Source organism: Polyangium jinanense, assembly GCF_028435265.1.
GTDB classification, from domain to species: domain Bacteria; phylum Myxococcota_A; class Polyangia; order Polyangiales; family Polyangiaceae; genus Polyangium; species Polyangium jinanense.
The window spans coordinates 106,939-130,698 of the sequence record NZ_JAGTJK010000021.1 but is presented as its reverse complement, the minus strand read 5'-3'; the positions used below and the strand labels follow the sequence as shown (position 1 = coordinate 130,698).

General features: G+C 70.3%; 19 protein-coding genes. 10 read left to right on the top strand and 9 right to left on the bottom strand.

Features of this window, described 5'->3' with window-relative positions; translation table 11 throughout:
- The first annotated feature begins 35 nt into the window (after positions 1–35).
- Entirely contained in the window at positions 36–4,460 is a 4,425-nt protein-coding gene (locus KEG38_RS30965) for a serine/threonine-protein kinase (RefSeq protein ID WP_272423533.1), read from the top strand.
- Positions 4,457–5,731, top strand: coding sequence for a patatin-like phospholipase family protein (locus tag KEG38_RS30960; RefSeq protein ID WP_272423532.1), 1,275 nt, complete (start codon positions 4,457–4,459; stop codon positions 5,729–5,731). Before KEG38_RS30965 ends, KEG38_RS30960 begins: the two co-directional genes overlap by 4 nt.
- Here KEG38_RS30960 and KEG38_RS30955 read toward each other — a convergent pair whose 3' ends face one another.
- Positions 5,732–6,523 carry a hypothetical protein gene (locus KEG38_RS30955; protein ID WP_272423531.1) on the bottom strand — a complete coding sequence of 264 codons (792 nt, stop codon included), beginning with the start codon at positions 6,521–6,523 and terminating at the stop codon, positions 5,732–5,734.
- 234 nt (positions 6,524–6,757) lie between these two features.
- On the opposite strand from KEG38_RS30955, the gene KEG38_RS30950 reads away from it, so the two are divergent.
- Positions 6,758–8,236, top strand: coding sequence for a hypothetical protein (locus KEG38_RS30950; protein ID WP_272423530.1), 1,479 nt, complete (start codon positions 6,758–6,760; stop codon positions 8,234–8,236).
- Here the strand turns inward: KEG38_RS30950 and KEG38_RS30945 are convergent.
- A complete protein-coding gene (locus tag KEG38_RS30945) occupies positions 8,233–9,600 on the bottom strand; it encodes an MFS transporter (protein ID WP_272423529.1) in 1,368 nt (455 codons plus the stop codon). The genes KEG38_RS30950 and KEG38_RS30945 overlap by 4 nt on opposite strands.
- 186 nt (positions 9,601–9,786) lie before the next feature.
- Here KEG38_RS30945 and KEG38_RS30940 point away from each other — a divergent pair, with 186 nt between their 5' ends.
- The 3 genes from KEG38_RS30940 (at position 9,787) to KEG38_RS30930 (ending at position 13,427) form a co-directional block, all read left to right on the top strand.
- A complete protein-coding gene (locus KEG38_RS30940; RefSeq protein WP_272423528.1) occupies positions 9,787–11,124 on the top strand; it encodes a hypothetical protein in 1,338 nt (445 codons plus the stop codon).
- A gap of 87 nt (positions 11,125–11,211) precedes the next feature.
- Positions 11,212–12,285: a hypothetical protein gene (locus KEG38_RS30935; protein ID WP_272423527.1), complete on the top strand. Its 1,074-nt coding sequence runs from the start codon at positions 11,212–11,214 to the stop codon at positions 12,283–12,285.
- A 128-nt stretch (positions 12,286–12,413) separates the two neighbouring features.
- Positions 12,414–13,427: a diacylglycerol/lipid kinase family protein gene (locus KEG38_RS30930; RefSeq protein WP_272423526.1), complete on the top strand. Its 1,014-nt coding sequence runs from the start codon at positions 12,414–12,416 to the stop codon at positions 13,425–13,427.
- Between the two features lie 3 nt (positions 13,428–13,430).
- Here KEG38_RS30930 and KEG38_RS30925 read toward each other — a convergent pair whose 3' ends face one another.
- Entirely contained in the window at positions 13,431–13,904 is a 474-nt protein-coding gene (locus KEG38_RS30925; RefSeq protein WP_272423525.1) for a hypothetical protein, read from the bottom strand.
- 165 nt (positions 13,905–14,069) lie between these two features.
- Positions 14,070–15,140, bottom strand: a complete 1,071-nt coding sequence (locus KEG38_RS30920; protein WP_272423524.1) for a hypothetical protein — start codon at positions 15,138–15,140, stop codon at positions 14,070–14,072.
- Positions 15,141–15,350: 210 nt separating this feature from the next.
- Between KEG38_RS30920 and KEG38_RS30915 the strand changes: the two genes are divergently transcribed.
- The gene (locus KEG38_RS30915) at positions 15,351–15,815 is read left to right on the top strand and encodes a YbhB/YbcL family Raf kinase inhibitor-like protein (RefSeq protein ID WP_272423523.1); all 465 of its coding nucleotides are present in this window, start codon (positions 15,351–15,353) and stop codon (positions 15,813–15,815) included.
- 17 nt (positions 15,816–15,832) lie between these two features.
- On the opposite strand, the gene KEG38_RS30910 is transcribed toward KEG38_RS30915, so the two are convergent.
- Positions 15,833–16,204: a response regulator gene (locus tag KEG38_RS30910; RefSeq protein ID WP_272423522.1), complete on the bottom strand. Its 372-nt coding sequence runs from the start codon at positions 16,202–16,204 to the stop codon at positions 15,833–15,835.
- A 156-nt stretch (positions 16,205–16,360) separates the two neighbouring features.
- On the opposite strand from KEG38_RS30910, the gene KEG38_RS30905 reads away from it, so the two are divergent.
- The 3 genes from KEG38_RS30905 (at position 16,361) to rpmB (ending at position 19,645) form a co-directional block, all read left to right on the top strand.
- On the top strand, positions 16,361–16,693 hold the full coding sequence (locus tag KEG38_RS30905) for a PH domain-containing protein (protein ID WP_272423521.1): 333 nt from the start codon (positions 16,361–16,363) through the stop codon (positions 16,691–16,693).
- Positions 16,693–19,278: an ATP-dependent helicase HrpB gene (gene hrpB, locus KEG38_RS30900; protein ID WP_272423520.1), complete on the top strand. Its 2,586-nt coding sequence runs from the start codon at positions 16,693–16,695 to the stop codon at positions 19,276–19,278. The genes KEG38_RS30905 and hrpB overlap by 1 nt, the downstream gene beginning before the upstream one ends.
- Before the next feature lie 142 nt (positions 19,279–19,420).
- Entirely contained in the window at positions 19,421–19,645 is a 225-nt protein-coding gene (rpmB, locus tag KEG38_RS30895) for a 50S ribosomal protein L28 (RefSeq protein WP_272423519.1), read from the top strand.
- A gap of 244 nt (positions 19,646–19,889) precedes the next feature.
- Here the strand turns inward: rpmB and KEG38_RS30890 are convergent, their stop codons facing one another.
- From KEG38_RS30890 to queG, 4 genes are read right to left on the bottom strand one after another with little or no spacing between them, the layout of a single operon-like run.
- Positions 19,890–20,936, bottom strand: a complete 1,047-nt coding sequence (locus KEG38_RS30890) for a hypothetical protein (RefSeq protein WP_272423518.1) — start codon at positions 20,934–20,936, stop codon at positions 19,890–19,892.
- Positions 20,933–21,664 carry a DUF72 domain-containing protein gene (locus KEG38_RS30885; RefSeq protein ID WP_272423517.1) on the bottom strand — a complete coding sequence of 244 codons (732 nt, stop codon included), beginning with the start codon at positions 21,662–21,664 and terminating at the stop codon, positions 20,933–20,935. Before KEG38_RS30885 ends, KEG38_RS30890 begins: the two co-directional genes overlap by 4 nt.
- 12 nt (positions 21,665–21,676) lie before the next feature.
- Positions 21,677–22,573: a lysophospholipid acyltransferase family protein gene (locus KEG38_RS30880; RefSeq protein WP_272423516.1), complete on the bottom strand. Its 897-nt coding sequence runs from the start codon at positions 22,571–22,573 to the stop codon at positions 21,677–21,679.
- A 17-nt stretch (positions 22,574–22,590) separates the two neighbouring features.
- Entirely contained in the window at positions 22,591–23,745 is a 1,155-nt protein-coding gene (gene queG, locus KEG38_RS30875) for a tRNA epoxyqueuosine(34) reductase QueG (protein ID WP_272423515.1), read from the bottom strand.
- Positions 23,746–23,760: the final 15 nt, after the last annotated feature.

Below are 23,760 nucleotides of genomic sequence, written 5' to 3'. Positions count from 1 at the left end.
GAGGCGTCCGTCTCCCGGCGCGCGCAACGATGGCCATGCACCCCGACCAGCTCGCCGACTTCGAGATCCTGCGCCGCCTCGGCGCAGGCGGCATGGCCGAGGTGTTCCTCGCCAAAAAGCGCGGCGCCGAGGGCACGTACAAGCTGCTCGTCGTCAAACGCGTGCTCCCGGCGCACGGCTCGTCGCGGCGGTTCCGCTCGATGTTCGTCGAGGAGGCGCACCTCGCGACGCGCCTGAACCACCCGAACATCGTCCAGGTCTACGAGTTCAACGACCACGGCGACGACGGGCTGCTGCTCTCGATGGAGTACGTCGAGGGCTTCGACCTCGGAAAGATCATGTCGACGGCGAAGCGCATCGGAGCGCGGATTCCGCCGTTCGTCGCGGCATACATCGTCTCCGAGGCGGCCAAGGGCCTGCACTACGCCCACGAGCGCAAGGACGAGGGCGGCGTGCCGCTCGCCATCGTCCACCGCGACATCTCACCGCAGAACATTTTGCTCTCGTACGAAGGCGCGGTGAAGATCGCCGACTTCGGCATCGCGACCGCGAACCTCTTCCGTGAGGAGGCCGGCGTCCTGAAGGGCAAGTTCGGGTACATGTCGCCCGAGCAGGCCCGCGGCGAGCGCGTGGATCGAAGAGGCGACGTCTACGCGCTCGGCGTCGTGCTGTACGAGATGCTCGCGCTCCGATCGCCGTACGGGAAGCTCGACGACGATGCGCTGCTCGAAGCCGTGAAGACGGGCGCGTTCCAGCCTCCGTCGACGTACGTGAACGACGTGCCGCCCGAGCTCGAATCCATCGTCCTCAAAGCGATGCGGGGCCCGCGGGAGCACCGCTTTCAGACCGCGCGCGACATGAGCGCCGCGATCATGCGCACGCTGCTCGCGAAGCAGGAGCTCGTCGACTCGGCGTCGATCGAGGCGATGCTGCTCGAGCTCTTCGGCCGCGAGCTCGAGCTGCCGCTCGCGAGCCCGCGCGAGGCGCCGGAGGCCGCGACGCTCGCCGCGGTGCCGCTCGCGCGCACGCCGTCCGACGGGACGAACGGCGAGAAGTTCACGCGTGTCGCCCGCGAGGTCCGGCACGTCGCGGTCGTCACGCTGCGCATCGACGGCACGGTCGATCTCGAGAGCGCGCACGGCAAACAAGCGGCGCGGCGGATGGGCGCGTCGATCCGGCAGACGCTCGACGACATCGCGTTCAAGCGCAGTGCGGTGTGGTCGTGGGAGTCGCTGTGGTCGGCGCGGGCCGTCGTTGGCCTCATGGCGAACCCTTCACGCGCGGCGGCCGACGCCGCAACGCTCGCGATCGACGTGCACGAGGCGCTCGCCGGTGCGAGCGAGGATCTGCCTGCACCGCTGCGCGCGTCGATCGGCATCGTGCGGGGCATCGCCTCCGGGGAGCGTGATCCGCAGGGCCACCTCGTGCGGCACACGTTGCAGGAGCCCGCGGATCTGCTCGCGGATCGCGTGGGCGCCGCGACGCCGTTTGGCAAGACGTGGGTCGCGGGAGGTGTCTACCGCCTCGTGCGGCGCGACTTCCGTTGGGGCGAGGCGCCGAGCCTCACGCTCGGCGACACGGGCGGCCACCGCGTCCCCGCGCAGATGCGCCTCTACGCGCTCGATCGATTGCTCACGCGCGAGGAGCGCACGGCGGAGCACGCGCTCGGTCAGAGTGATCTCGTCGGACGCGACGCCGAGAAGGCGGACCTCTACGCCGCGTATCACCGCGCCGTCTCACCGCCGCTCGGCGGCGTGCCGGGATCGCCGCCTTCCTCGGAGGCCTATCCCTCGCAGGAGTCCCCGAGTGGCCCGAAGACGCAGACGTTCGATGCGGCGCCGCTCTCGCGCAGATCCTTCGGCGAGCTCGTCGCGCGCGTGGTCGTCGGCGAGATGGGCATCGGCAAGACCGCGCTCGTCTCGACGTTCCTCTCGGAGCTCCCGAGCGGCGCACGCGTGGTGCAGGTCGAGTGCTCGCCCGTGAAGATGGAGCTGCCCCTCGCCACCGTCGCCGACGTCGTGCGCGACGTGACGGGCATGGACCTCGACAACTCGCTCGACGAGGCGCAAGACGCGCTGCGCGACGTCTTCGGCCCCTTCGCCCGCACGCCGAGCGCGCCGCGCGAGATCCAGCGCCTCGCCGAGCTCGTGACCGGCAAGCACGGCGATCACCAGGAAGAGGACGCGAGCAACTACCGCCACGACCTCGTCGTCCAGGGTATACGCCACCTGCTCGCCGGGCTCGCGCGCAGGCAGCCGATCGTCGTCGTGGTCGACGGCCTGCAGTGGGCCGATCGCGCGAGCCTCGAGCTCTTGAAGGAGCTGCTCCGCAGACCGGATCCGCTCCCGATCCTCGTCGTGCTCATGACCCGCGCCGACGAGCGCGTGCTGCCGTACGTCGAGGGCCTCGTGCGGATCGAGCTGCGCGGGCTCGAAGCCGAAGAACAGGTGCGCCTCGTCGAGGCGCGGCTCGGCGTCCGGGAAGGCGTCGCGGCCGTGTGCAGCGAGCTCGTCCCGCGCGTCGCGGGCAACCCCTTCTTCCTGCTGGAGATGGTCGACGCGCTGCTCGAACGCGGCACGCTGGAGATCGTCGAGCGCGGCGAAGGCCTCCACGAGCTCGTGCGACACGAGCGCCCCGGCGAGCGCAGCGAGACCCTGCCCTCCACGCTCGAGCAGCTCATCGGCGATCGCCTGCGCGAGCTGCCGCTCGCCGAGCACGACGTCGTCGACTGGCTCGCCGTCGCCGGAGGCCCGCTGACCGAGACCGACATCCTCGCGCTCGCGCGCCTCCCCGACGATGAGGCGATCACGCGCCTCTGCGCGCGCGGGCTCTGCGATCGGCGCGCCGGATCGGTCGATTTCCGCCACCCGCTCGCGCGCGACGTCGCCTACCTCGCGCTCGACACGGCGAAGCGCTCGCGCATGCACCTCTCGCTCGGCGAGCACCTCTCGCGCACGCCGCTCGCGCGTGGCCTCTCCGCGGCGATCGTTGCGCGCCATCTCGCACGTGGCGAGGCCGCCGTGCCCGCCGCGGAGATGTACCTCGAAGCCGCCGGCGCCGCGCGCGCGACGCACCAGGAGCAGCTCGCGCTCCGCTACTACCTCCGCGCGCTCTCCCTGCTCCCGCCCGAGGATTCGCGCCGCATGAACGCGCACGCCGCGCTCGAAGCGATCTACCGGCACCTCGGCCGCCGCAGCGAGCGCCGCAAACACCTCGAAGCGTTACGCAAGCTCGCGCGGCAGAGCGGCAAGGCGCGCGGCGTCGCGCTCGCTCTCGTCCGCACCGCGCGCCTCGACTCCGACGACGGCCACCTCGCGCGAGGCTTACCCGTCGCGCAGCGCGCCACCGAGATCGCGCGCCTCGCGCGCCAGCCCGCGCTCGAGGTCGAGGCGTACACGATCCTCGCCGAGATCCTCGGCGACCTCGGCGACGTGCAGGGCGCCATCGACGCCTGCGAGCGCGCGCTCGAAGTCACACATACCGCCAAGCTCCAGCCGCGCCTGCGCGCCGAGGTGCTCCGCTCGAAGGGCGTCCTGCTCCGACGCATCGGCCGCGTCGAGGAAGCCGCCGCGGCGCACGCCGAGGCCATCGCGGTCTTCCGCGCCGTCGGCGCGCGCCGCAGTGAAGCGCGCGCGAAAAACGCCCTCGCCTACGCCATGTTCGTCATGGAGCGCTTCGAGGACGCGATCGCGCTTGGTCTCTCCTCCATCGGCATCGACCTCGCCATCGGCGGCCGCTTCCAGATCGCCAAGACGCTCAGCAACGTCGGCCAGGCCTACGCGCGCCTCGGCGACACCGAGCGCGGCCTCAGCTACCTCAAGCGCGCGCGCGAGGCGCACGAGCGCTACACCGATCAGGACTCGCGCGCCGACACGCTCCTTTGCTCCGCGGAGATCCTCATCGAGCTCGGCAGCATCGCCGAGGCCGCCACGATGTGCGGCGACGCGGGCGCGCTCGTGGCCGTCACCGGAAGCGCGTACGACACCGTGCACGAGCGCATCGTCCGCGCCCTCCTCGCGCGCGCCGAGAACCGCCCGCAAGAGGCCGTCGTCCACGCGCAGGCCGCGCGCAAGCTCGCCGAGCCGCAAGGTCTTTTGAGCTACCACATTCACGCGACCGCCATCGAAGCCGCCGCGCGCGTCGATGCGGGCGAGCATCACACCGGTGTCCTGCTCGCTCGCACGGCGCTCGGCGCGATCGAGGCCACGAGCTTTTCCGAGTACGGCATCGAGGTCCGCGCGCTCTGCATCGAAGCGCTGCGCAAAGGCAGCTCCAGCGGCGCTCGTGACGCACTGCTCCGCGCCGCGACGCACGTACGCAAGGTCGCCGGGTATGTCCGAGATGCGCGCCTCCGCGCGCTCTTCTTGCGAAGACCCGTCGTCGAGCGCATTCTGTCCGAGGCAGACGGCTCCGACCTCTCTTCTCGGTCGGATCCGCTCAGTCGCGGCGGAATGGCATGAGTTTGAAGACCACGAAGCGAGCGGGGGCGGGCCGACGAAAGGTCGCGTTGATCCTATCGGGCGGCGGCGCGCGCGGCGCGTACGAGGTCGGCGTCTTGTCGTACGTGCTCGACAATTTCGCCCGCGTGCGCGGCGCGGTCCCGCGCATCGACATCCTCTGCGGCACCTCGGTCGGCGCGATCAACGCGTGTTTCCTCGCCGCGCACCTCGGCGACGCCACGACGGGCATCCGCCGCCTCGCGAACCTCTGGACCGAGCTCGATCTGCCGGACGTGCTCGGCTTCGGCTTTCGTCAGGCCGTGAGCCTCCCGCGTGTGCTCCTCGGCGGCGGCAAGGCGGCGGCCGGCGTCTTCGACGTCACGCCGATGGCCAAGCTCGTCGAGCGCGAGATCCCGTGGCGGGCCATCGCGCGCACGCTGCGCCGCGGCCACCTGGGCGCGCTCAGCGTCTCGGCCACCGAGGTCGCGTCGGGCCGCACGGTCATCTTCATGCAGACCGGCCCCGACGGCGCGCTGCCCACGACGGCGCCGCCGCGCACGCTCATCCGCGGCGCGCACATCGGCCCGCTGCACGCGCTCGCCTCCGCGTCGATCCCCATCTTGTTTCCGCCCGTCCGCATCGGCCGCGAGCTCTTCATGGATGGCGGCGTCCGGCAGAACACGCCCATCGCGCCGGCGCTCCGGCTCGGCGCGACGCACGTCTTCGCGATTGGACTCTCGCGCGAGATCACGGGCCCGAGCACCATGCCCGAGGACGAGAAACCGCCGGGCGCGGCCTTCCTGCTCGGCAAGATCCTGAACGCGTTCCTCCTCGACCACATCCAGACGGACCTCGAGGTGATGACGCGCCTGAACCACATCATCGAGGACGCGGAAAACACGTTCGGCAACGAGTTCCTGGACAAGGTCAACGGGAGCGCCGAGCGACGTGGCACGATGCCGTACAACCGCATCCACTCGCTCGTGGTGCGCCCGAGCGAGGACATCGGCCGTCTCGCGGCCGAGTACGTGCGTCGCGGCAACATCCACGGCGGCCCGGCGTTCGCGCGGCGCATGCTCACGCTCGTCGACGTCGGCGAGGCGACCGAGGCGGACCTCGCGAGTTACCTGCTCTTCGACGGCGCCTTCGCGCGCAGGCTCATCGACCTCGGCCGCGCCGACGCCGAGGCCCGCAGGCACGACATCGCCGACTTCTTCGGCAGCGCGGCCGAGGACGACGAGCCGCGCCACGCTGAAAACACGAGCTGGACGATCCCGCCTCCGGTGGACTGACTAGCCCGCGATCGACGCGACCTTCCTGCCCGTGCGGCTCGCGGCGTACGTCGCCGCGCGGATCATCTGGAACGGCCCGACCGGCATGATCCCGCGACCTGCGTGGAACGGCGTGAACGACAGCGCCTCCTGATCCACGAGCGATCGCTCCTCCAGATCGATCAACGCCACCGCTTGCCATCGCGACATCCGCAGGATCTGCTCCGGCGAACGCAGCCGCGCGCCGAGCGCTCCCGTCTGCTTGACCTCGAGCCGCAGCACCGCGTTCCCCGCGGCCACGGCTCGCTCCAGCCGCTCGCGCCGACTGCCGTACGTCTCCCTCTGCCGCGACGGCACGAGCCTGAACTTCACGCGACCGAGCCCGAGCACGTAGAACGGCAAGATCGCGTGGTACTCGTTCGCCAGGTAGTCGTGCACGTTCGTGGTGAGCGGCGCGAACGGCAGCGACCAGATGTGCTGGAACGTCGCGAAAAGCAGGTCCTGATCCCTCGCGGAGACCTCCACCGACGTCGCCGTCGGCGCGCGCCCGCAGAACCGCACCGCGATCCCGAGCGCGTCCGGCAGCTCCTTCTCGTGACGCCACCACGCGCTCGACAGCCGCACGATCGCGGGCCCCGCGAGCCTCTTCGCGAGCTCACCCACGGCGCCCTCGCGCATGAGCGGTCGCACGTCTGCCCGGAACAGGACGCCGTCCGGATGGAAGAGCCGCGCACGCCGGAGAAGACTCCCCTCCCCCGTGATCGGAGACAAAACGCCGCCAATCGCCCGCCCCAACGCCTCGGTCGCCCGCATCACTCCCCCTCCGTACTCGGTAGAACCTGGGCGTCCGCGCCCCCCCTCCGCAAGGCCCTTCGACGTTTGGGGGCCCGCTCGGAACAAGCCGAGCTACGCCCCCAAACTCCCGGCTCCTCCGCCTTTTCCCCTGCCCAACCGCCGCTGACGTTCCCCGTCCGTTCTCAATGATTTCGCGCCGTTAGGAGATCCCCTGGCAGGCGCCCACCCCGCCGCCGTGCCATCCTTAACGTAATGCATCACACGCTCGTAATTTCCGACATCCACCTCTGCGAAGTGGAGCCGGGGACGGGTCCGTGGATGCGTCATCGGCAGCGAGCTTTCCTGCCGGACGGCGAGATCGCAGGGATGCTGGAAGCGGTCCTCCACGCCGTCCGCGGGCAGCGGATGACGCTCGTGCTGAACGGGGACGTCTTCGACTTCGACGCTCCGCGGGTGATCGACGGTCGCAGCGCCTGCCACGATCTCCCGCGCGACGCCGAGCACGGCGTGCCGGCGATCGCGGCGATCCTGAACGATCACCCGATCGTCCTGGAAGCGCTCGGGCGTGTCCTCGACGAGGGACACGACATCGTGATCGTGTCGGGCAACCACGACGTCCTGCTCACGCTGCCCGAGGTCCGCGCGCACCTCGCGGCGCGCCTCTGCGACGCCGCGTGCGCTTTGCGGGCGCGCGATCGCAGCCCGAGCGCGCGGGCCGCAATCGCGGCGCGGATCCACTTCCGCGCGTGGATGCACGTCACGCCCGATCGTGTCGTCATCGAGCACGGCCACCTCTACGATCCCTACTGCAGCTACCGCTACCCGATGGCCCCGTACGACGACGGCGGGCGCGAGATCGTGGCGACGATGGGCTCGATGGGGACGCGGCTGCTCGTCTCGCGGCTCGGCTACTTCAACCCGCACGACGACAGCTCCGTCATGATGACGAAGCTCGGCTACCTCCTGCACTGGGCGCGCTACTACCTCTTCTCGCGCCGCTGGCTCGCGCTCATCTGGGCGTTCGGCACCGCGCGGATCCTCGCCCGCCTCTGGCGATCACGGCGGCCCTTCTGCCGCGCGCGCTACCGCGGCAACGTGCTCGCCTGCGCCCGCGAGACGGGCGAGCGCGTCGCGGCCGTCGCGCGTCATGCCCGCCTCTTCGAGCCGCCGGCCGAGTCGCGTTTCCTCCGTGTCGTGCGCGAGCTCTGGGTCGATCACGTGTTCGTGATCCTCGTCGGCGCGGCGCTCGGCGCTCTCTTCATCAGCGCCGTGGGCATGCCGCTCGGGCTCCTCGGCGGGATCGTGCCGCTCCTCGTCTTCATGCTCTACGATCGCCTCGTCCCCAAGCCTCCGCTCGCCGAGACGTGGCTGCGCGTCGGCCGCGTGATGCGGAACGTCGCGAAGATCCACGGCGCCCGCGCGGTCGTCTTCGGCCACACGCACAACCCCGAGGGCTCGTGGGAAGGTGACGTGTTCATCGGCAACAGCGGCTCGTGGTCCGCGGCCATGGATGGCCCTGACGGCACCCCGCGCTTCGGCGAACACCCCTTCGTCTGGCTCACGAGCGACGAACAGGGCGCGATCACAGGCGGGCTCTACGCCTGGAAAGACAGCGCGATCGTCCCGCGTGTCGTCCGCGATCCACAGACCGAAGCGCCTCCGCACAGCGAGGCCCTTCTGCGCAGCGCCGAGGCTCCCGAGCTCCCCCGCGACGACGCGCGCGCGGTCTAAGCCGCCGCGGCCTTCGCCGGCTCCTCGTCGGCGCGGTTCGTCGGGACGAACATCGACAGGATCACACCCGGGATCGAGGCCACGAACGCGAGCAGGAAGAACGTCGTGAACCCGACTCTCTGCGCGAGGTGCCCGCTCACCGAGCCTGCGAGCGTCGTGGCCAGCGACATGAGCGCGGTGCCGATCGCGAAGTGCGAGGCCCGGTAGGCGCCCTGGCAGCGCCGCATGATGAAGACCATGAACGCGGCCGATCCCGCGTAGGCCACGAACTGCTCGACGAGCACCACGGCGGTGATTGCCGCGATCCCCGGCCGCGTCCAGGCGAGCCACGCGTAGAGCGGGATCGCCGCGCTCTGGAGGATCGAGATCGGCTTCAGCGTCCGCTCGAGGCCGAGCCGCGAGACCACCATCCCGCCGAGGATCGAGCCCGCGATCGAGGACACCGTGCCCCACGTGCCGCTCACGAACCCGCGCTGCGCGAGGTTCAGGCCGAGATCCTTCAGGAAGGGCGTGTGCATCGCGAACATGAGCGCGTCGCCCGCGCGGAACGTCAGGATGAACGCGAGCACGAGCCCGACCCTGGGCTGACGCAGGAACGTGACGAACGCCTGCAGGTACGAAGCGTCGGCGTTTCGAACCACGCGCGCCTCGACCTCGGCACGCGCGGGCGCCGAGGGACGCGGCAAGAACAACGCATGCCCCACGCCGAGGAGAAGCATCATCGCGCCCGCCGCGAAGAACGCGTAGCGCCACCCCCCCGCGATCCCCGCGAGCACCACGAGCCCGCCCTTCGCGACCAGCATCGCGACCCGGAACGCCGCCACGCGCAGCCCCGAGAACGCCGCTTGCCGCTTCTCGGGCAGCGCGTCGAGGTAGAACCCGTCCACCGAGATGTCCTGCGTCGCGGCGAGCACCGACACGGCGATGAGCCCCCACGTCACCACGAGCAGATCCCCGCGATCGGCCGGCATCGCGAGCGCGAGCACCGCGAGCCCGAGCGCGATCTGGGTCGCGACGACCCAGCCGCGCTTCTTGCCGTACATGTCGACGAGCGGGCTCCAGAGGAACTTCGCGTTCCACGCGAAGCCGAAAAACGCCGTGTATCCGATCGCCTGCAGGCTCGCGCCGAACGCCGTGAAGAGCTCCGCGCTCACCTGATGCACGATCGAGTACGGGAGCCCCTCGCCGAAGTACGTCGTGGCGACCCACGGTGCCGCGCGAAGCGGGCTCTCCGCGACCTTCTCCTCGGCCTCGCGCCGCGGTGCGTCCGGTGCCGCGTTTTTCGGAGGTGCATAGACCTCTTCGAGTGAAGGGCCCTGCGGGGCCGCCTCCGCTCCGGCGGACGCTCGTTCGACGACTGACACGTTGCCGAGTCCCCTACACCAGAAAGTTCCGACGGGCCCACCTTCCGGCCGACGCACCGCGGAAATACAGAGGGCCTCGTCCAGAAGGTAGCGGTTTTCGGCCGTCTCGGTTAGACGTGGAGACGACATGTCGAGGCTCTGCCGGCGCCGCTCTGGGGCCACGGATTCCGTGATGGGGGAATCGCGGTGAACGTCTACACCCGACGCGAGGAGATGCGCTGGACGATCATCGCGCTGACCGTGCTCGTGCTCTCGTTCGGAGGCGCGGTCGTGCGGCTCGTCACGGCCGAAGGACGGCTCATCCCCGACCCCGCGGCGATCGCCGCCGCGAAGGCCGCAGAGACCAAGGCGCAGCAGGCGAAGGCCTGCCAGACCGCCGCCGATCGGCTGAACACGGAGATCCCCGTGTTCAAGGCTTCCGCGAAGGCCGCGCGCCTCGCCGCGACGGCCACGCCGAGCGCCACGCCGCCGCCCACGAAAGGCAAGAAGCCGCCGCCGCCGAAGGAAAAAGAGCCCGACGTCGATCTCGCGTGGCCTTCCGCGCTCCCCGCCTACAAACAGGTAAAACTGCTCGCGCCGTGTCGTCCGCTCGTCGAGGGCGTGACCGGCGCCAAACCCGAGGCGGCGAAGGGCTGGGAAGCGGTCGCGACGGCGGCCGCCGTGACCGTCGGCGAGGACTACAAATCGCAGGTCGAGGCCGCGCGCAAGCTGCTCGCGGCGCTCAGCGAAGCGCCGGTCGACAAGGTGCTCGAGGCGACGAAGGAGGCCGAGGCGACGCTCCAGAAGGCCGCCGACGCCGAGCAGGAGAAGGCGAAAACCGCGCAGGTGCGCGAGCCCTTGCCGAAGGGCCTGCTCCCGCGCGAGCTCGCGGTTGGCCTCGGCGTGCTCATCGGCGTCGTCGCGCTCCTCGCGAGCTTCCTCAGCGTGCGCGCGGCCGCCACACGGCGCCTCTCGACGCTCCTGCCCCTGCGCGAGGCCGCGAAGACGGGGAACTCCGGCATGCAGGCCGCGGCCCTGCTCACGCTCGCCTCGCAGCACAACGGCGGCGAACCCGGCCTCGTCATCGGCGCCGGCGTGGGCGGCCTCATCGCCGCGATCGTGTTCCCGCTCGACGCCGACATCTTCGTCGCGGGCGTCATGGTCGGCCTCCTCCTCGGCCTCGGCTTCCAGTGGACCGTGCGCATGTTCGAGGGCCTCGCGAACTGGCGCACGCGCGCCACCGAGCTCGCGGACATCGAGAAGCCCGCGGTCCCCATCGTGCTCGTCCTCTCGACGGTGCACGTCGGCCGCGAGCCCGAGTTCTGGGCCTTCTTCAGCAAGCTTTCCGCGCAGGAGCAGGCCGCCACGGTCGCGCAGCTCGCCTCGCAGGCCGAGGAGCAGATCCTCGCCGCCGCCGACGCCGGCGCCGCCCAGCCCTACCCGCAGCAGGCCATGCCCCAGGGCTACCCCGGCGGCGGTTTTCCCCCGGGCGGCATGCCTCCTGGTGGCGGTTATCCGCCCGGCGGCGGCTACCCCGGCCGCTGAATCCGCAGAACTTTCTTCACGCGCCTGGCCGTCCGCGTCAATAAAGTGGCCTCTCCGCCGTATTCATGCGAGGAGGCAAAGACCCGGATGCGCTTCTTTTCCCTTTCCTCGAAGAGCCTCTACCGCATCGGCGCGCTCGTCTCGTTCGTCGCAGCGAGCTCCCTCCTCGCGTCCCTGCCTGCGTCGGCGGAGGACGCCGCGCCCAAGCCTGAGGCCCAGGAAGCCAAGAAAGAGGCCGACAACAAGCCCGCGGTCCTCGTCGCGCCCAAGGCCGAGCCGGCCGGTGCGGCGGCCCCGAAGAGCGAAGGAAAGCAGGCGAGCGCGCCCGCGAAGAAGCGCCGGGGCGGCATCCACCCCTGCATGACCCCCGACCCGGGCTTCGGGATCTACGACCGCTGGTCGAACGAGCCCACGATCGGCCAGATGATCGCCCCGAAGAAGGGCGGCATCACGAAGAGCGGCGGCTTCGACCTCATCGTCCACTTCCACGGCCACGAGCCCATCCGCAAGGAGTTCGTCAAGACGGCCAAGGGCTCGGTCCTCGTCGGCATCGACCTCGGCATTGGCTCGGGCGCGTACGCGCAGGGGTTTGCCGCGCCGAACACCTTCACGCAGCTCCTCGCCAGCGTCGAGGCGGCGATGGCGAAGAAGACGGGCAACGCCAAGGCGCACGTCCGCAAGCTCGCGCTCTCGTCCTGGAGCGCGGGCTACGGGGCCATCGAACAGATCCTCCGCCAGCCGTCGGGCAAGCGCGTCGACGCCGTCATCCTGCTCGACTCCTTGCACACGGGCTACATCGACGAGCGCTCGAAGGCCCTGAAGGCGGGGCAGATCGACGTCTTCGTGGATTACGCCAAGCGCGCGGCCAAGAAGCAGGCGTTCATGTTCCTGAGCCACTCGTCGATCATCCCGCCCGGCTACGCGTCGACGACGGAGGTTGCGAGTTACGTCATCGGCGAGCTCAAGGGCAAGCCCAAGAAGGCCAAGCGCGCGGACGTGCTCGGGCTCGACCTCATCCGCCGCTACGACAAGGGCGATTTCCACGTCCGCGGTTACACCGGCGACGACAAGCCCGATCACTGCGCGCACATCGGACTCATGGCCGATATCGTGCGTGTCCATTTGGAGGCCCGCTGGAAAACGCCCCGCGGGAAGTCGTGATCGAACGCTTCGAACGACGCGCGTAATCGAGTCGCCACCTCCGCGAAGGCCATTTCGCAGGTGTTTCATTGCGTTTCGCTGTCGCGAAGTTCTTGACGTTTCGACGCAATCCCGTAACGGATGATCACATGGGTGGCATTGGCGTCGTTCTCAATCCTCGCTCCCGACAGAACCGTCGCGACCCGGCCGCGGCCTCGCGGCTGGCACGGACCCTCGGCGACCGAGGCGTCGTTCGCACCGCGCGGACGCGAGAGGACCTCGCTCGAATCGCGGAGGATTTCCGAAAACTCAAGATCGACGTGCTCGGCATCTCCGGCGGAGACGGCACGAATCACATCACCCTGACCGGATTCCTCGAGGTCTACAGCGACGAGCCGCTCCCGCCGATCGCGTTCCTGCGCGGCGGCACGATGAACACGGTCGCGAACGCCGTGGGCGTGCCCCGCGGCAAGCCCGACGGCCTGCTCGCCGCGCTGATCGCCCGCTACAACGAGCGCGGAAAAGGCTCGCTCCAGGTGGTCGAGCGCAGCACGATGCGAATCAATGACCATTACGGGTTCATTTTCGGCACGGGCGCGATCCACGGATACATGGCCGAGTACTACCGGCACCCCGAGCCGAACCCCGTCCACGCAGCGAGCACGCTCTACGAGGCCAGCAAGAACGTCCTGCTCGGGCTCAAGACGCCGGTCGCCGAGCGCTGGGAAGGCTCGGTCGAGCTCTCCGGCGGCGTGCGTTTGCCCATGCGGGACTACCTCTGCATCGCCGCGGGCACGGTCGACCAGATTGGCCTCGGTTTCCGGCCTTTCTATCGCTCGGGCCACGTCCCCGGCCGCTTCCACATTCTCGGCATCCACACGACCGCGCTCGGGTTCGTCAAGAAGCTCCCGGACATCTGGCAAGCACGCCCGATGGGCGAGGAGCACACGTACGACCACCTCGCCGAGCACGCGATCCTGGAAGCTCGCTCGGGCGTGGTGCGGTACGTGCTCGACGGCGACCTGCACGAGCAGCACGGGCCGCTCGAGATGCGCGTGGGGCCGCGCGTCCAGATTGTCGTGGCACACAAGGCGGGCATTCGGCCGCCGGGCGGGAGCACCTTTGCGTTCCCCCCGCCCTGGATCCAGCCGGGCAATTCGTGACGCTCACGCCTCCGGCATCTCGGAGGCGTCGAGCCGTACCGTGACGAACGTCCCGTAGCTCATCACCGTCAGCGACTCGTGGTCGACGATCATCACGCGCACGCAACGCGCGGGCGCGGCGGTGCGGAGATCCTCGTACGGATCGAACGGAGCGTCCTCCGCGGGAGGGAGCGCCGATCGCAGGAAAGCGTGGACTTTGTCGCGGTGCCCGATGAGCACGCACGTGCCCACGGGCTCGTCGTCCTGGAAAAACAGCTCGTGCGCGGAGACGTCGACCACGAGCACGGCCACGTCCACGACGTCGATCCCGCTCGTCACGCAGATCTGCTCGATCCGCGAGCAGACCGCGTTTTCCACGCTCCGAAAAAGGGCGATGCGACGGCGTTGCCCCTCCGTCAGCGAGGCTTCGGCGAGGAAATTCGACAGGCTCGCCGGGATCTCCGATCCCGCGGTGTCCTTGTTCTTGGCGTCCCCCATGCTGTACCGCGAGGACCCCGCCTTCGGACGGGCCCGCCGCGCCTCCTCACAGGGGTTTTATGCACGAGCGTCGCCAACGCCCCCTTCCGCCAAAAAGGAACGTGCAGGGCGGGAACGTCGCAGAGCGGTCGGGATCGCCCGCTCCACGTGCTCCCGTCTTGCCCGTCAGGGTGCGGCCCCGAGCGCGGCCTTCGTCTCCGTTTGGATCACGAGCTGCTGACCCGCCGGCTGATTCGGCGATTTCAGGAGCGACTGCATCACGAGCGCGATCTGCCCCCGCTCGGGCATGAACCGGCTGTCGCCCACCTCGAGTTCGCCCTTGCCCCGCGACTCGTAGCGCTCGAGCGAGACGGGCACGTCCTTCGGCAAGCCGGGCAGGCCGAGCGTCGTGTTCGTCGCGTATTGCCGGACCTCGAGCGACAGCGTCGCCCGCTTGCCGTCGAGCTTCTCCACCTTCGCCACGCGGTACCGCAGGACATCCACGCCCGACGAGCGCGCCCGGTCGGTCACCATCCAGTACGCGCCGACACCGACCGGTTTGTCCGGCAAGGGCACCGTCGACGCGAGCACGGCGTCGATCAGCGAACCCGTCATGAGCTCGATGCCCGGGTTCGAGTCCTTCGGGTACTCGACCACGAGATCCGTGGCGATCCCGGAAGGCTGCAGGCGATAGCGGATCACGCTGTCCTTCAGATTCTTCAGCTCGGCCGGCACGTCACCGCGGATCGCGCGGACCGACGCGAGCTTCACGACCACGGGTTGTCCCGCCGGGGCCGCTTCGGCTGCTTTGTCGGTCTTCTTCTTGTCGTCCTTCGCCTTGTCGGCCTTGAACGCGATCTCGACGACGAGCGGCGGCAGCCCTTGTTGCGCCGCGCGCACCTGGAGCAGGAGCGTCGTCTTGCGCTCGTCGCCGCCTGCGAACGCGTACGAGAGCGGGACCTTCGGATCACTGCCGTCGCCGAAGAGCTCGATCTTGGGCGCGGCCGTGGGCGCGTGGGCGGCGTCGGCCGCGGCGGGCTCGAAGATGCCGGTCTCGGGCGGGCCTCCTGCGGCGCCGTCCTTCGGGCCAGCGGACTGCGCGGGCGGCGCCTGGGCTGCGGCGGCGAGGGCCTCGCCGAGCTTGCCGCCGACGACGGGCCCGGTCTGGGCATCCGCGCCCGCGTCGGCGATGGGCGCCGCGGGCTTCTTCTCTTCCTGACAGCCGATCGTGGAGACCACGAGGCCGAGCGCGATCATGCTCGCGCATCGGGCTACGTTCGCGCGTAGAGCCATGGCGCACGATGTATCTCGTTTTCGCGAGGGTGTCAGGTCCGACCGGGCCGAACCGGTGGGGGGATCCGGGCGGCGCCCCCAAGCGTCCACCGGGGGATGGAAGGGCGACGCTGTGGGCCGCAGATGCTCCTTGCGCCGCGGGTGAAACGAAGACAGGCGCGCCGAGGAGGGAGCATGCTGACGATCACGTCTGCCGCGTTCGGGCCGAACGGCCACATCCCGAAGGAGCACACCTGCGAGGGCGACGATCGATCCCCGCCGCTCGCGTTTTCGTCGGTCCCGCCGGGCACGCAGAGCCTGGCGCTCATCGTGGACGATCCGGACGCGCCGGATCCACGCGCGCCGAAGCGGACGTGGGTGCACTGGGTCGTCTACAACCTCCCGCCGACCACGACGGGCCTATCCGCGGGCGCTTCGCTGCCTACGGGCGCGCACATGGGGAAAAACGACTGGGGCCGCGACGCGTACGGCGGCCCGTGTCCGCCGATCGGGCGGCACCGGTATTTCCACAAGCTCTACGCGCTCGACATGATCTTGCCGGACCTCGGGACGCCGACGAAGGCCGAGCTCGAGCGTGCGATGGAAGGGCACGTGCTCGAGCACGCGGAGCTCGTGGGCACGTACGAAAAAACCGCCTGATCAGCGGCTCGTTCGCGTCACTTGCGGCTGGCCGCGATGGCCTGGATGTCCTTCAGGAGCTCGAGCGGCCGGAAGGGCTTGGCGTAGAACGCGGTTGCGCCGGCGTCGCGCACGCGCGCGCGGGACTCCGGGTCGTCCATCGCGCTGATCACGAAGATCGGCAGATCCTTCGTCGCCTCGTGAGCGCGTAGGCGCGCGCAGACTTCGAAGCCGTCGAGCGCGCCGGGGAGCATGAGGTCGAGCAGCAGGATGTCGAACCGCTCGGTCGAGGCGAGCTCCACGGCTTTCGCTCCCGTGGCGACGCCCACCACCTCGTGACCGCTCGAACCGACCAGCGTCTCGATCATCCGGCGGATGGCGTCCTGATCTTCGCAGACGAGCACTCGCATGATTTCACTCGCTCCGGCCCCGAAGGGTCCGTTCGTCCCTTCTACATCGAGACCCGGGTGCGGGCCAGATCGAGCCGCTCCGATCGCCGCACCACCTCCCCCGCGCGAGGGGCGGGGGGTATTGTCTCCAGGGTCACCTGCCCCCAGGTCCCGCTCATGGCTGTCCTGTACGAAGACAAGCACGTCGTTTGCGACGAGGATGCCCTCACCATCAAGCGATACTACTTCCCGCTCGGCAAGAAGCGGATCCCGTATGCCGACATCCGGCGCGTGGACGAGAAGCGGATGGGCCTGCTCACGGGCGAGCTGCGCATCTGGGGCATGGGCCTCACGCCCATCTGGTTCCACCTCGACATGGCTCGGCCCGGCAAGGATCGATGCATCGTGATTGACCGGGGCGGATTCGTGAAGATCGCGCTCACGCCGGACGATCACGAGACCGTTCTCGCCCTGCTGCGTGAGCGTACCGGGCGATCGCAGGCTGCGTGATGACCTTACCGATCGAGCCGTCGCTCCCCGAGATCTGTACAGCGATCGCCGAACGTCGCCGGCTGGTGCTGGAGGCGCCTCCGGGCGCGGGCAAGACGACCCGCGTGCCACGCGCGCTGTTCGAAGCCGGGCTCGCGGGTGCGGGGGAGATCTTGGTGCTCGAACCGAGGCGCCTCGCCGCGCGGATGGCAGCGAGGCGTGTGGCCGAGGAGATGGGCCAGAAGCTCGGCGAGACCGTCGGCTGCACGATGCGCTTCGAGGATGTGTCGAGCTCCGCGACGCGCATCCGCTTCGTCACCGAGGGCGTGCTCACGCGCAGGCTCGTGCGAGATCCGGCGCTCGAAGGCGTCTCGGTCGTCGTCCTCGACGAGTTCCACGAGCGGCACGTGCACGCGGACGTCGCGCTCGCGCTCCTCGCGCGCCTCACGCGCGAGCGCCGCAAGGATCTCGGCCTCGTCGTCATGTCGGCGACGCTCGAAGCGGATCCGATCGCGGCGTGGCTCGACGCGCCGATCGTACGGTCGATGGGCCGGATGTACGACGTCGCGATCGAGCACCTCGAACGTTCGGACGATCGTCCGCTCGAAGCGCAGGTCGCCTCCGCGGTGCGGCGTCTCGTGCGCGAGGGGCTCGACGGCGACGTGCTCGTGTTCTTGCCGGGCGCCGCGGAGATCCGTCGCGCCGGCGAGGCGCTGCGGCCAATCGCGGACGCGGAGCAACTGCTCGTCTTGCCGCTGCACGGGATGCTCACGCCGGCCGAGCAGGATCGCGCGGTGCGTCCGGCCGATCGCCGCAAGATCATCCTCTCGACGAACGTGGCCGAGTCGAGCGTGACGATCGACGGTGTCGTCGCGGTGATCGACAGTGGACTTGCGCGGGTCGCGTCGTATGCGCCGTGGTCGGGCCTGCCGACGCTCAAGGTCGCGAAGATCGCGCGAGCCTCGGCGGCACAACGCGCGGGTCGCGCGGGACGCACACGACCGGGCCGAGCTTTGCGTCTCTTCACGCGCGGCGATCTGCTCGCGCGCCCCGAGCACGACGCGCCCGAGATCCTGCGCGTGGATCTCGCCGAGACCGTGCTCGAGCTCTGCGCCTCGGGCGTGGGTCCGCTCGAAGAGCTGCCCTTCCTGGATCCACCGCCACGCGCCGCCGTCACCGCCGCCGAAGAGCTCTTGCGACGAATCGGCGCGATCGACGAGGCGCGCCGCGTGACGCCCCTCGGCCGGCGCATGCTTCGGTTCCCTGCGCATCCGCGGCAGGCGCGGCTCATCGTGGAGGCCGAGGCGCGTGGCGTCGCCGAGGAAGGGTGCGTGCTCGCGGCGCTGCTCGGCGAGCGCGAGGTGAGCGTCTCGGGCGCGTCTTCGCGTCGCGGTGGCGGGCGCGTCGAGGAGCACCGATCGGATCTGCTCCATGCGCTCGATCAACTGGAGATGGCCGAGCTCGAAGGGCACGCGCCGGATCGACTTCGCGCGCTCGGCCTGGATCCGACGCGTGTCTTCGCCGTCGATCGCGCCGTGAAGCAGCTCGCGCGCCTCGTCGATCATCGCAAGGCTCTGCGCCCTGCGAGCGCGCTCGATCGCGAACGCGCTCTCCTGCTCGCGACACTCGCGGGTTACCCCGATCGCGTGGGCCGCATGCGCAGACCGGAAACCGCGACGGGACGGAGTGGCCGCGAGATCGTGTTCGCCACGGGAGGCTCGGCGGTGCTCGCCGAGTCGAGCGTGCTCGGCGCGGAGGAGTACGTGGTCGCCGTCGACGTCGAGGAACGAACGGAGGGCACGAAGGGCCGCGTCGTCGTGCGCGCTGCGAGCGCGGTGGAGGCCGACTGGCTCCTCGACCTGTTCACCGACGCGATCACGGACACGACCGACGTGCGATGGAACGCGGCGCAGGAGCGCGTGGAGGTCACGCGACGTCTCGCGTACGAGGGCCTCGTGCTGGAGGAGTCGCGCGTCGCGGCCACGGATCCCGCCTCGATCGAGCGCATCGGCCAGGCCCTCGCGGAGGCGGCCTGCGCTCGCGGATACCGCACGTTCGTCCGCGGCGATGGCCTCGATACATGGCTCGCGCGTGTCGCGTTCGTCCGGACGCACTGCCCCGAAGCCGGCCTGCCCGTGCTCGACGAGCCCGCGATCGTGGGGACGCTCCGCGCGCTCTGCATGGGCCGGCAGAGCTTTGCGGAGCTGCGAGAGGCCGATCTCGGCGCGGCGCTCGGCGAGCGCCTCACCGCGGAGCAAGCGCGGCGCGTGGCCGAGTGGGCGCCCGAGACGATGCAGCTACCGGGCGGACGAAGGCTGCGGCTCGAATATGGCCCCGACGGCACGGTCTCGGCGGCCTCGCGCCTGCAGGACTTTTTCGGTTTGGCGGAGGGCCCTCGCGTGGCGCGGGGACGGGTGCCGGTCGTGCTCCACCTCTGCGCGCCGAACCAGCGCCCGGTCCAGGTGACGACCGACCTCGCCGGCTTCTGGGAGCGGCACTACCCGGCCATCGCGCGCGAGCTCAGGCGCCGCTACCCGAAACACGCCTGGCCGGACGATCCCCGCCATGCGACGCCGCCGCTCCCCAAGGGAATGCGCCCTTCCTGAAGCGTTCGCCGTGGCCGGCCCGCACGTTCGAGATGGAAACACTGCACTCGTGCTTGACATGCCCGGCCTCTTCCGCCACTTTCCGCAGCCCCGAGCGACGGGTCCCGCGCGAGACGCGCGCGAAATGCCTGCTGAGGACGTCATGGCGAAGAGCGACATCACTGGGAAACGGAAGCTTCTGGCGCAGAACGTCTCCCACTCGAACATCAAGACCAAGCGCTGGCAGAACGTGAACATCCAGACCCGCAGGCTCTGGGTTCCGGAGCTCAAGCGCTACGTCACGCTGAGCCTCACCACGCGCGACATCCGCAGCATCGACAAGCTCGGCGTCGTCGCGTACGCGAAGCGGTACGGCATCACGCTCTAGGCCGCTGGCCTGGGCTCGTCGCCGCGCCTCGCGGAACAGCGCGCCTCCATTCGGGGGCGCGCCTGCTTTTTGTCTGCTCATCCATCGACCGCACCGCGGTCGATGGATGAGGTCCAGGGCTTGCCCTGGTGCGGGTCGAGGGGCGGACAGGCCCGGGGTTTGGGGCGTAGCTCGGCTTGCCGAGCGTAGCCCCATCGTTGACCAGACGGGCCCGGGGTGAAACCCCGGCGCTACGCTTACCTGCTCAGGGTTCGTCGGATCGCGCGGCCCCGTCTCCGGTCGAGACCAGGAACCGCGCGTCGCGCGCATCCCGCAGGAGCGCCATCGCTGTGAATGCGCCCGCTTGCTCGCGCAGATCTGCGACGGCCGTCTCCGCTGGCCAGCCTTCTGCGAGCGGCCGCAGCGCTGCGACGTCGACGCCCGCCTTCCCGAGCAGCGCGACCGCCGCGTAAAACCCGGCCTTGCTCACGATCCCGAGCGGCGCTGGCATGTCGAGCGGCGCGCCTGGCGATGTCCGTGGAACGCCGCGCCGCACTGGCTGCGCATGCCGGCCGAGCACGAGCTCGAGCTCTGGCACGAGCACGCCCTGCTCGCGCCGCGTCGGCACGAAAACTAGCGCTGCGACGAGGCCTCGACCGTCGCACGCGAGGATCGCGTCGGCCACGGGTAGCCGACCGAGCGGCGCATCCCAGGGCACGCTGAGCGCTGTCACGTCCGATCCGAGCGACGTCGACCGGGCCGGCACGTCTTCCGGCATCGCGCTCTCCAGATCTTCGGCCGTCAGGATGCCGCCCGCCACGGGCCCTCCCGCCGCGAGAAGCGCGCTCACTGCCTCCTCGGAGGCGAGCGCGAGGGGCCCTGCTGCTCCCACGCGCTTGAGCAGCGCTGCGCGTTTCGTCGCGCCTGCGGCCTCCGCCGCCGTGACGCCGGCCCGCGCGAGCCCCCCGAGCCCCGATCGACCTCGCGCCGCATGCAGGATCGCGACGAGCCCGAGCGATCGCGGCACGGCCACGTACGCGCCCGTCGGGATCTCTTTTTCGGTCTTCCACCCGCGCGGGCGAGCGGCGCCTTTTCCCGGCTGAAGCGAGCGTCCGTCGATCACGCGCGCCCCGGCGCCTCCGCCCGCCACGATCGCCACGACGGGCGAGAGGAGCACGGAGGCATCCTGACCTGCTGCTGCGAAAAACCCTGCGATGACCGCGTCGGCGGCGCTGCCACCTGCGTCGAGCACGGCCTGGGCCGGGCCCTGCGTGGTCGCCGAGCGTGCGAGTGCGAGAGCGCCGCGGATCACTGCTCCTCGTCCTCCGCGATGAGCGGACGCACGATCGGCGCGACCGGCGCCGCGATCGATCCCGCTTCCGGCGCGCGGCCTGCTCGCGCGAGCGCGGCGACGAGCGTCGTCTTCGCGCGGATGGCCGCCGCGCGCGTTCCTTCGACCACCAAGAAAATGTCCCGACGCTCGCCGAGCCTCTTCGCCACGCGATCGAGCGCGGCGGCCGAGAGCATGGCTTGCGCGCCGAGCGATCGGAGGCGCGTGTAGACCACGGAGCCGCGCGGCAGATCGTCACGCGCAGCATCGAAAACGGGCAGCACGCCGGCGGCGCGTGCCGTGTCGATCACGTCTTCACGCTCCCACATGCCACGCGGCTCCCAGAAGCGGAGCGCGCCTTCAGCCGGGATGCGCTCGAAGAGCGCGGCGATGCGCTTCCTGTTCGCGGCGGTCGGTCGGATCTCGGTCGACGTCGAGAGCACGATGCAGCGCGCTTCGAGCGTCGTCGCGACCTCGAGCGAGGTAGCGAGCGCGTCGTCGAGCTCCTTGCCGGGGACGAGCTCGGCCACGACGCGCGGCAAGACCACGCTGAACACGAACGCGGGCGGCGCCGTTTTGCGCCACTTTCGCAAGCCGGGCGCGCCGGGCAGCGACGTGTCGATCGGGCGGATCTCCACCAGATCGAGCTGATCCTTGTACTTCTTGATGTCGCCCTGGAGCGCGTGCACGCCCACGTGGAGTCTTGCCATGGCGGGGTCTCTTTACTCGAAGTGGAACCACTGCGTGGGGTTCTCGCGCAAAAAGCTTTCCATCGCGGCGGCGACGCGCCGCGCGGCGAGGGAGAGCTCGTCCTCGCTGGGCCGGCGCGGCAGCGAGATCGGCGGACAGCTCCGCACCTCGTAGCGCATGTAACCCAGCCGCCGCGTGAAGACGGGCACGATCGGCGCCCCGCTCAAGGCGGCGAGCGAGAGCGGGCCCTCGGGAACGACGAACGGCTCGCCGAAGAGCGTGACTTCGCGCCCGCGCATACCCTTCGGGAGCCTGTCGATCTGGACCGCCACGACGCCGCCGCGCCGCAGGTGCGAGAGCAGCGGCAGCGCGTCGAGCGGGCTCGTCCCCACGTGCACGATCCTCACACCGGCCTTGTCGCGCGCGTCGTCCGTGAGCGCCTCCGCGCGCTCGTCGCGCTCGTGCGCCATCACCACGACGACGTCGGCCGTGTGCACGCTGCGCAGGATCGGGCCCGCGGCTTGCCAGCCGCCCGTGTGCGCCGTCGCGATGATCACGCCGCGCCCCTCGGACGTGGCGCGCACGTAGTTCTCGTCCGACGCGCAGAGCCCCACGAGGCGCTCGGGACGCTCGCGCCCCACGAGAAACGCCTCCGTCAAACAGCTCGCGAAGCTCGCGAAGACACGGGCGACGTCGACGTTCTCGACGAGCACGTTCCGCTTCCCGAGCGCGCGCCGGAGGTTTTTCCGGACCGCACGCCGCTGACGCCCGAGCGCGATCCCGAAGGCGAGCCCGATCAGCGGCGGCGCGTACCGCACGAAGGGACGCGGGCCGTGCGTCACGCCTGCGTCGAGCGCGCGACGCCAGAGCACCGAGTCGTGCCGGCGCAGATCGTCGATTAGCTTGCCGAGGTCGTCACCGATCCCCACGGGGCCCACCTAGCGGCTCAGCGGCGCGGCGCAAAGGGCGGCGCGTCGGGATCGACGACGCCCTCGTCGTGGCCGCTGGATCCAGGCTCCGGGAGAACCTTCCCGATCCGCAAAAGCCCCCACACACCGACCTCGCGCGCCGCCGCGTCGTCATGCGCTGCGGCCCGCTCCAAGGTCCTCCGGTCGTCCTCTGCGCTCGGCCCCTCGGGATCCCGCGCGAGCCTGTTCGCCGCGACGATCGCCGCGTTCCGCGCGAGCCCTCCGCGACGCGCCCGCCGAAGCGGCGTCCCCTGGATCGTCTCGGGGAACGCTTCCTCCTCGATCGATGCGAGATCCGAGAGCCGCGTCTCGGACCAGCGCGGCAGCGGATGAAACTGCTGCGTGCGCGTGTCGGGCGGCGGCGCCGTGCGGTTGTAGGGACAAACCTCCTGGCAAACGTCGCAACCGAAGAGGTGCTCCCCGATCCTCGCGCGGAGCTCCTCGGGCGGCGCCTCGTATTGCTCGATCGTGAGGTACGAGATGCACCGACGCGCATCGAGCACGAACGGCTTGGGAAACGCGCCCGTCGGGCATGCATCCAGGCAACGCGTGCACGCTCCGCAACGCTCGTGCATCGGCACGCCCGGCGTGAGCACGAGCGTCGTGACGACCTCGCCGAGCATGACGAAGCTCCCCTGCCCCGGGACGATCACGAGCCCGTTTTTTCCGACGAACCCGATCCCTGCGCGCGCGGCCCACGCGCGCTCCATCACCGGCTCGATGTCGCAAAGCGGACGCGCGTCGATGCCAGGCCCGAGCTCGCGGATGAACTCGGCGAGCCGGCGCAGCTTCTTGCGAAGAAACAGGTGATAGTCCTGCCCACGCGCGTAGCGGGCGATCCCGCGCGCGACCTCTGGATCATGCGCCTCGGCTTCGGCCGAGCGGGCGTAACGGCGACCGACACAGACGACGCTCCGCGCGCCCGGGAGGATCGCTTCCGTGTCGAGCCTTCGCCGCGCCTCGACGTGCTCTTCGAGGTAGCGCATCGTGCCGTGCATCCCGGCCTCGATGAACGCGCGGTAGCGATCGTGCTCGACGTCGAGCGGCTCATCGGCGCGCGCCACGCCGACCACGTCGAAGCCGAGCTCGAAGGCTCGCTCCCGGATCCGCTGATCGACGTCGCTCGCGGACATCCGCCCTGCCTCCCC

Coding starts and splice junctions, on each gene's coding strand:
- KEG38_RS30965 (WP_272423533.1), top strand. CDS start 36: ATGCACCCCGACCAGCTCGCCGACTTCGAGATCCTGCGCCGCCTCGGC.
- KEG38_RS30960 (WP_272423532.1), top strand. CDS start 4,457: ATGAGTTTGAAGACCACGAAGCGAGCGGGGGCGGGCCGACGAAAGGTC.
- KEG38_RS30955 (WP_272423531.1), bottom strand. CDS start 6,523: ATGCGGGCGACCGAGGCGTTGGGGCGGGCGATTGGCGGCGTTTTGTCT.
- KEG38_RS30950 (WP_272423530.1), top strand. CDS start 6,758: ATGCATCACACGCTCGTAATTTCCGACATCCACCTCTGCGAAGTGGAG.
- KEG38_RS30935 (WP_272423527.1), top strand. CDS start 11,212: ATGCGCTTCTTTTCCCTTTCCTCGAAGAGCCTCTACCGCATCGGCGCG.
- KEG38_RS30930 (WP_272423526.1), top strand. CDS start 12,414: ATGGGTGGCATTGGCGTCGTTCTCAATCCTCGCTCCCGACAGAACCGT.
- KEG38_RS30925 (WP_272423525.1), bottom strand. CDS start 13,904: ATGGGGGACGCCAAGAACAAGGACACCGCGGGATCGGAGATCCCGGCG.
- KEG38_RS30920 (WP_272423524.1), bottom strand. CDS start 15,140: ATGATCGCGCTCGGCCTCGTGGTCTCCACGATCGGCTGTCAGGAAGAG.
- KEG38_RS30915 (WP_272423523.1), top strand. CDS start 15,351: ATGCTGACGATCACGTCTGCCGCGTTCGGGCCGAACGGCCACATCCCG.
- KEG38_RS30910 (WP_272423522.1), bottom strand. CDS start 16,204: ATGCGAGTGCTCGTCTGCGAAGATCAGGACGCCATCCGCCGGATGATC.
- KEG38_RS30905 (WP_272423521.1), top strand. CDS start 16,361: ATGGCTGTCCTGTACGAAGACAAGCACGTCGTTTGCGACGAGGATGCC.
- hrpB (WP_272423520.1), top strand. CDS start 16,693: ATGACCTTACCGATCGAGCCGTCGCTCCCCGAGATCTGTACAGCGATC.
- rpmB (WP_272423519.1), top strand. CDS start 19,421: ATGGCGAAGAGCGACATCACTGGGAAACGGAAGCTTCTGGCGCAGAAC.
- KEG38_RS30885 (WP_272423517.1), bottom strand. CDS start 21,664: ATGGCAAGACTCCACGTGGGCGTGCACGCGCTCCAGGGCGACATCAAG.
- queG (WP_272423515.1), bottom strand. CDS start 23,745: ATGTCCGCGAGCGACGTCGATCAGCGGATCCGGGAGCGAGCCTTCGAG.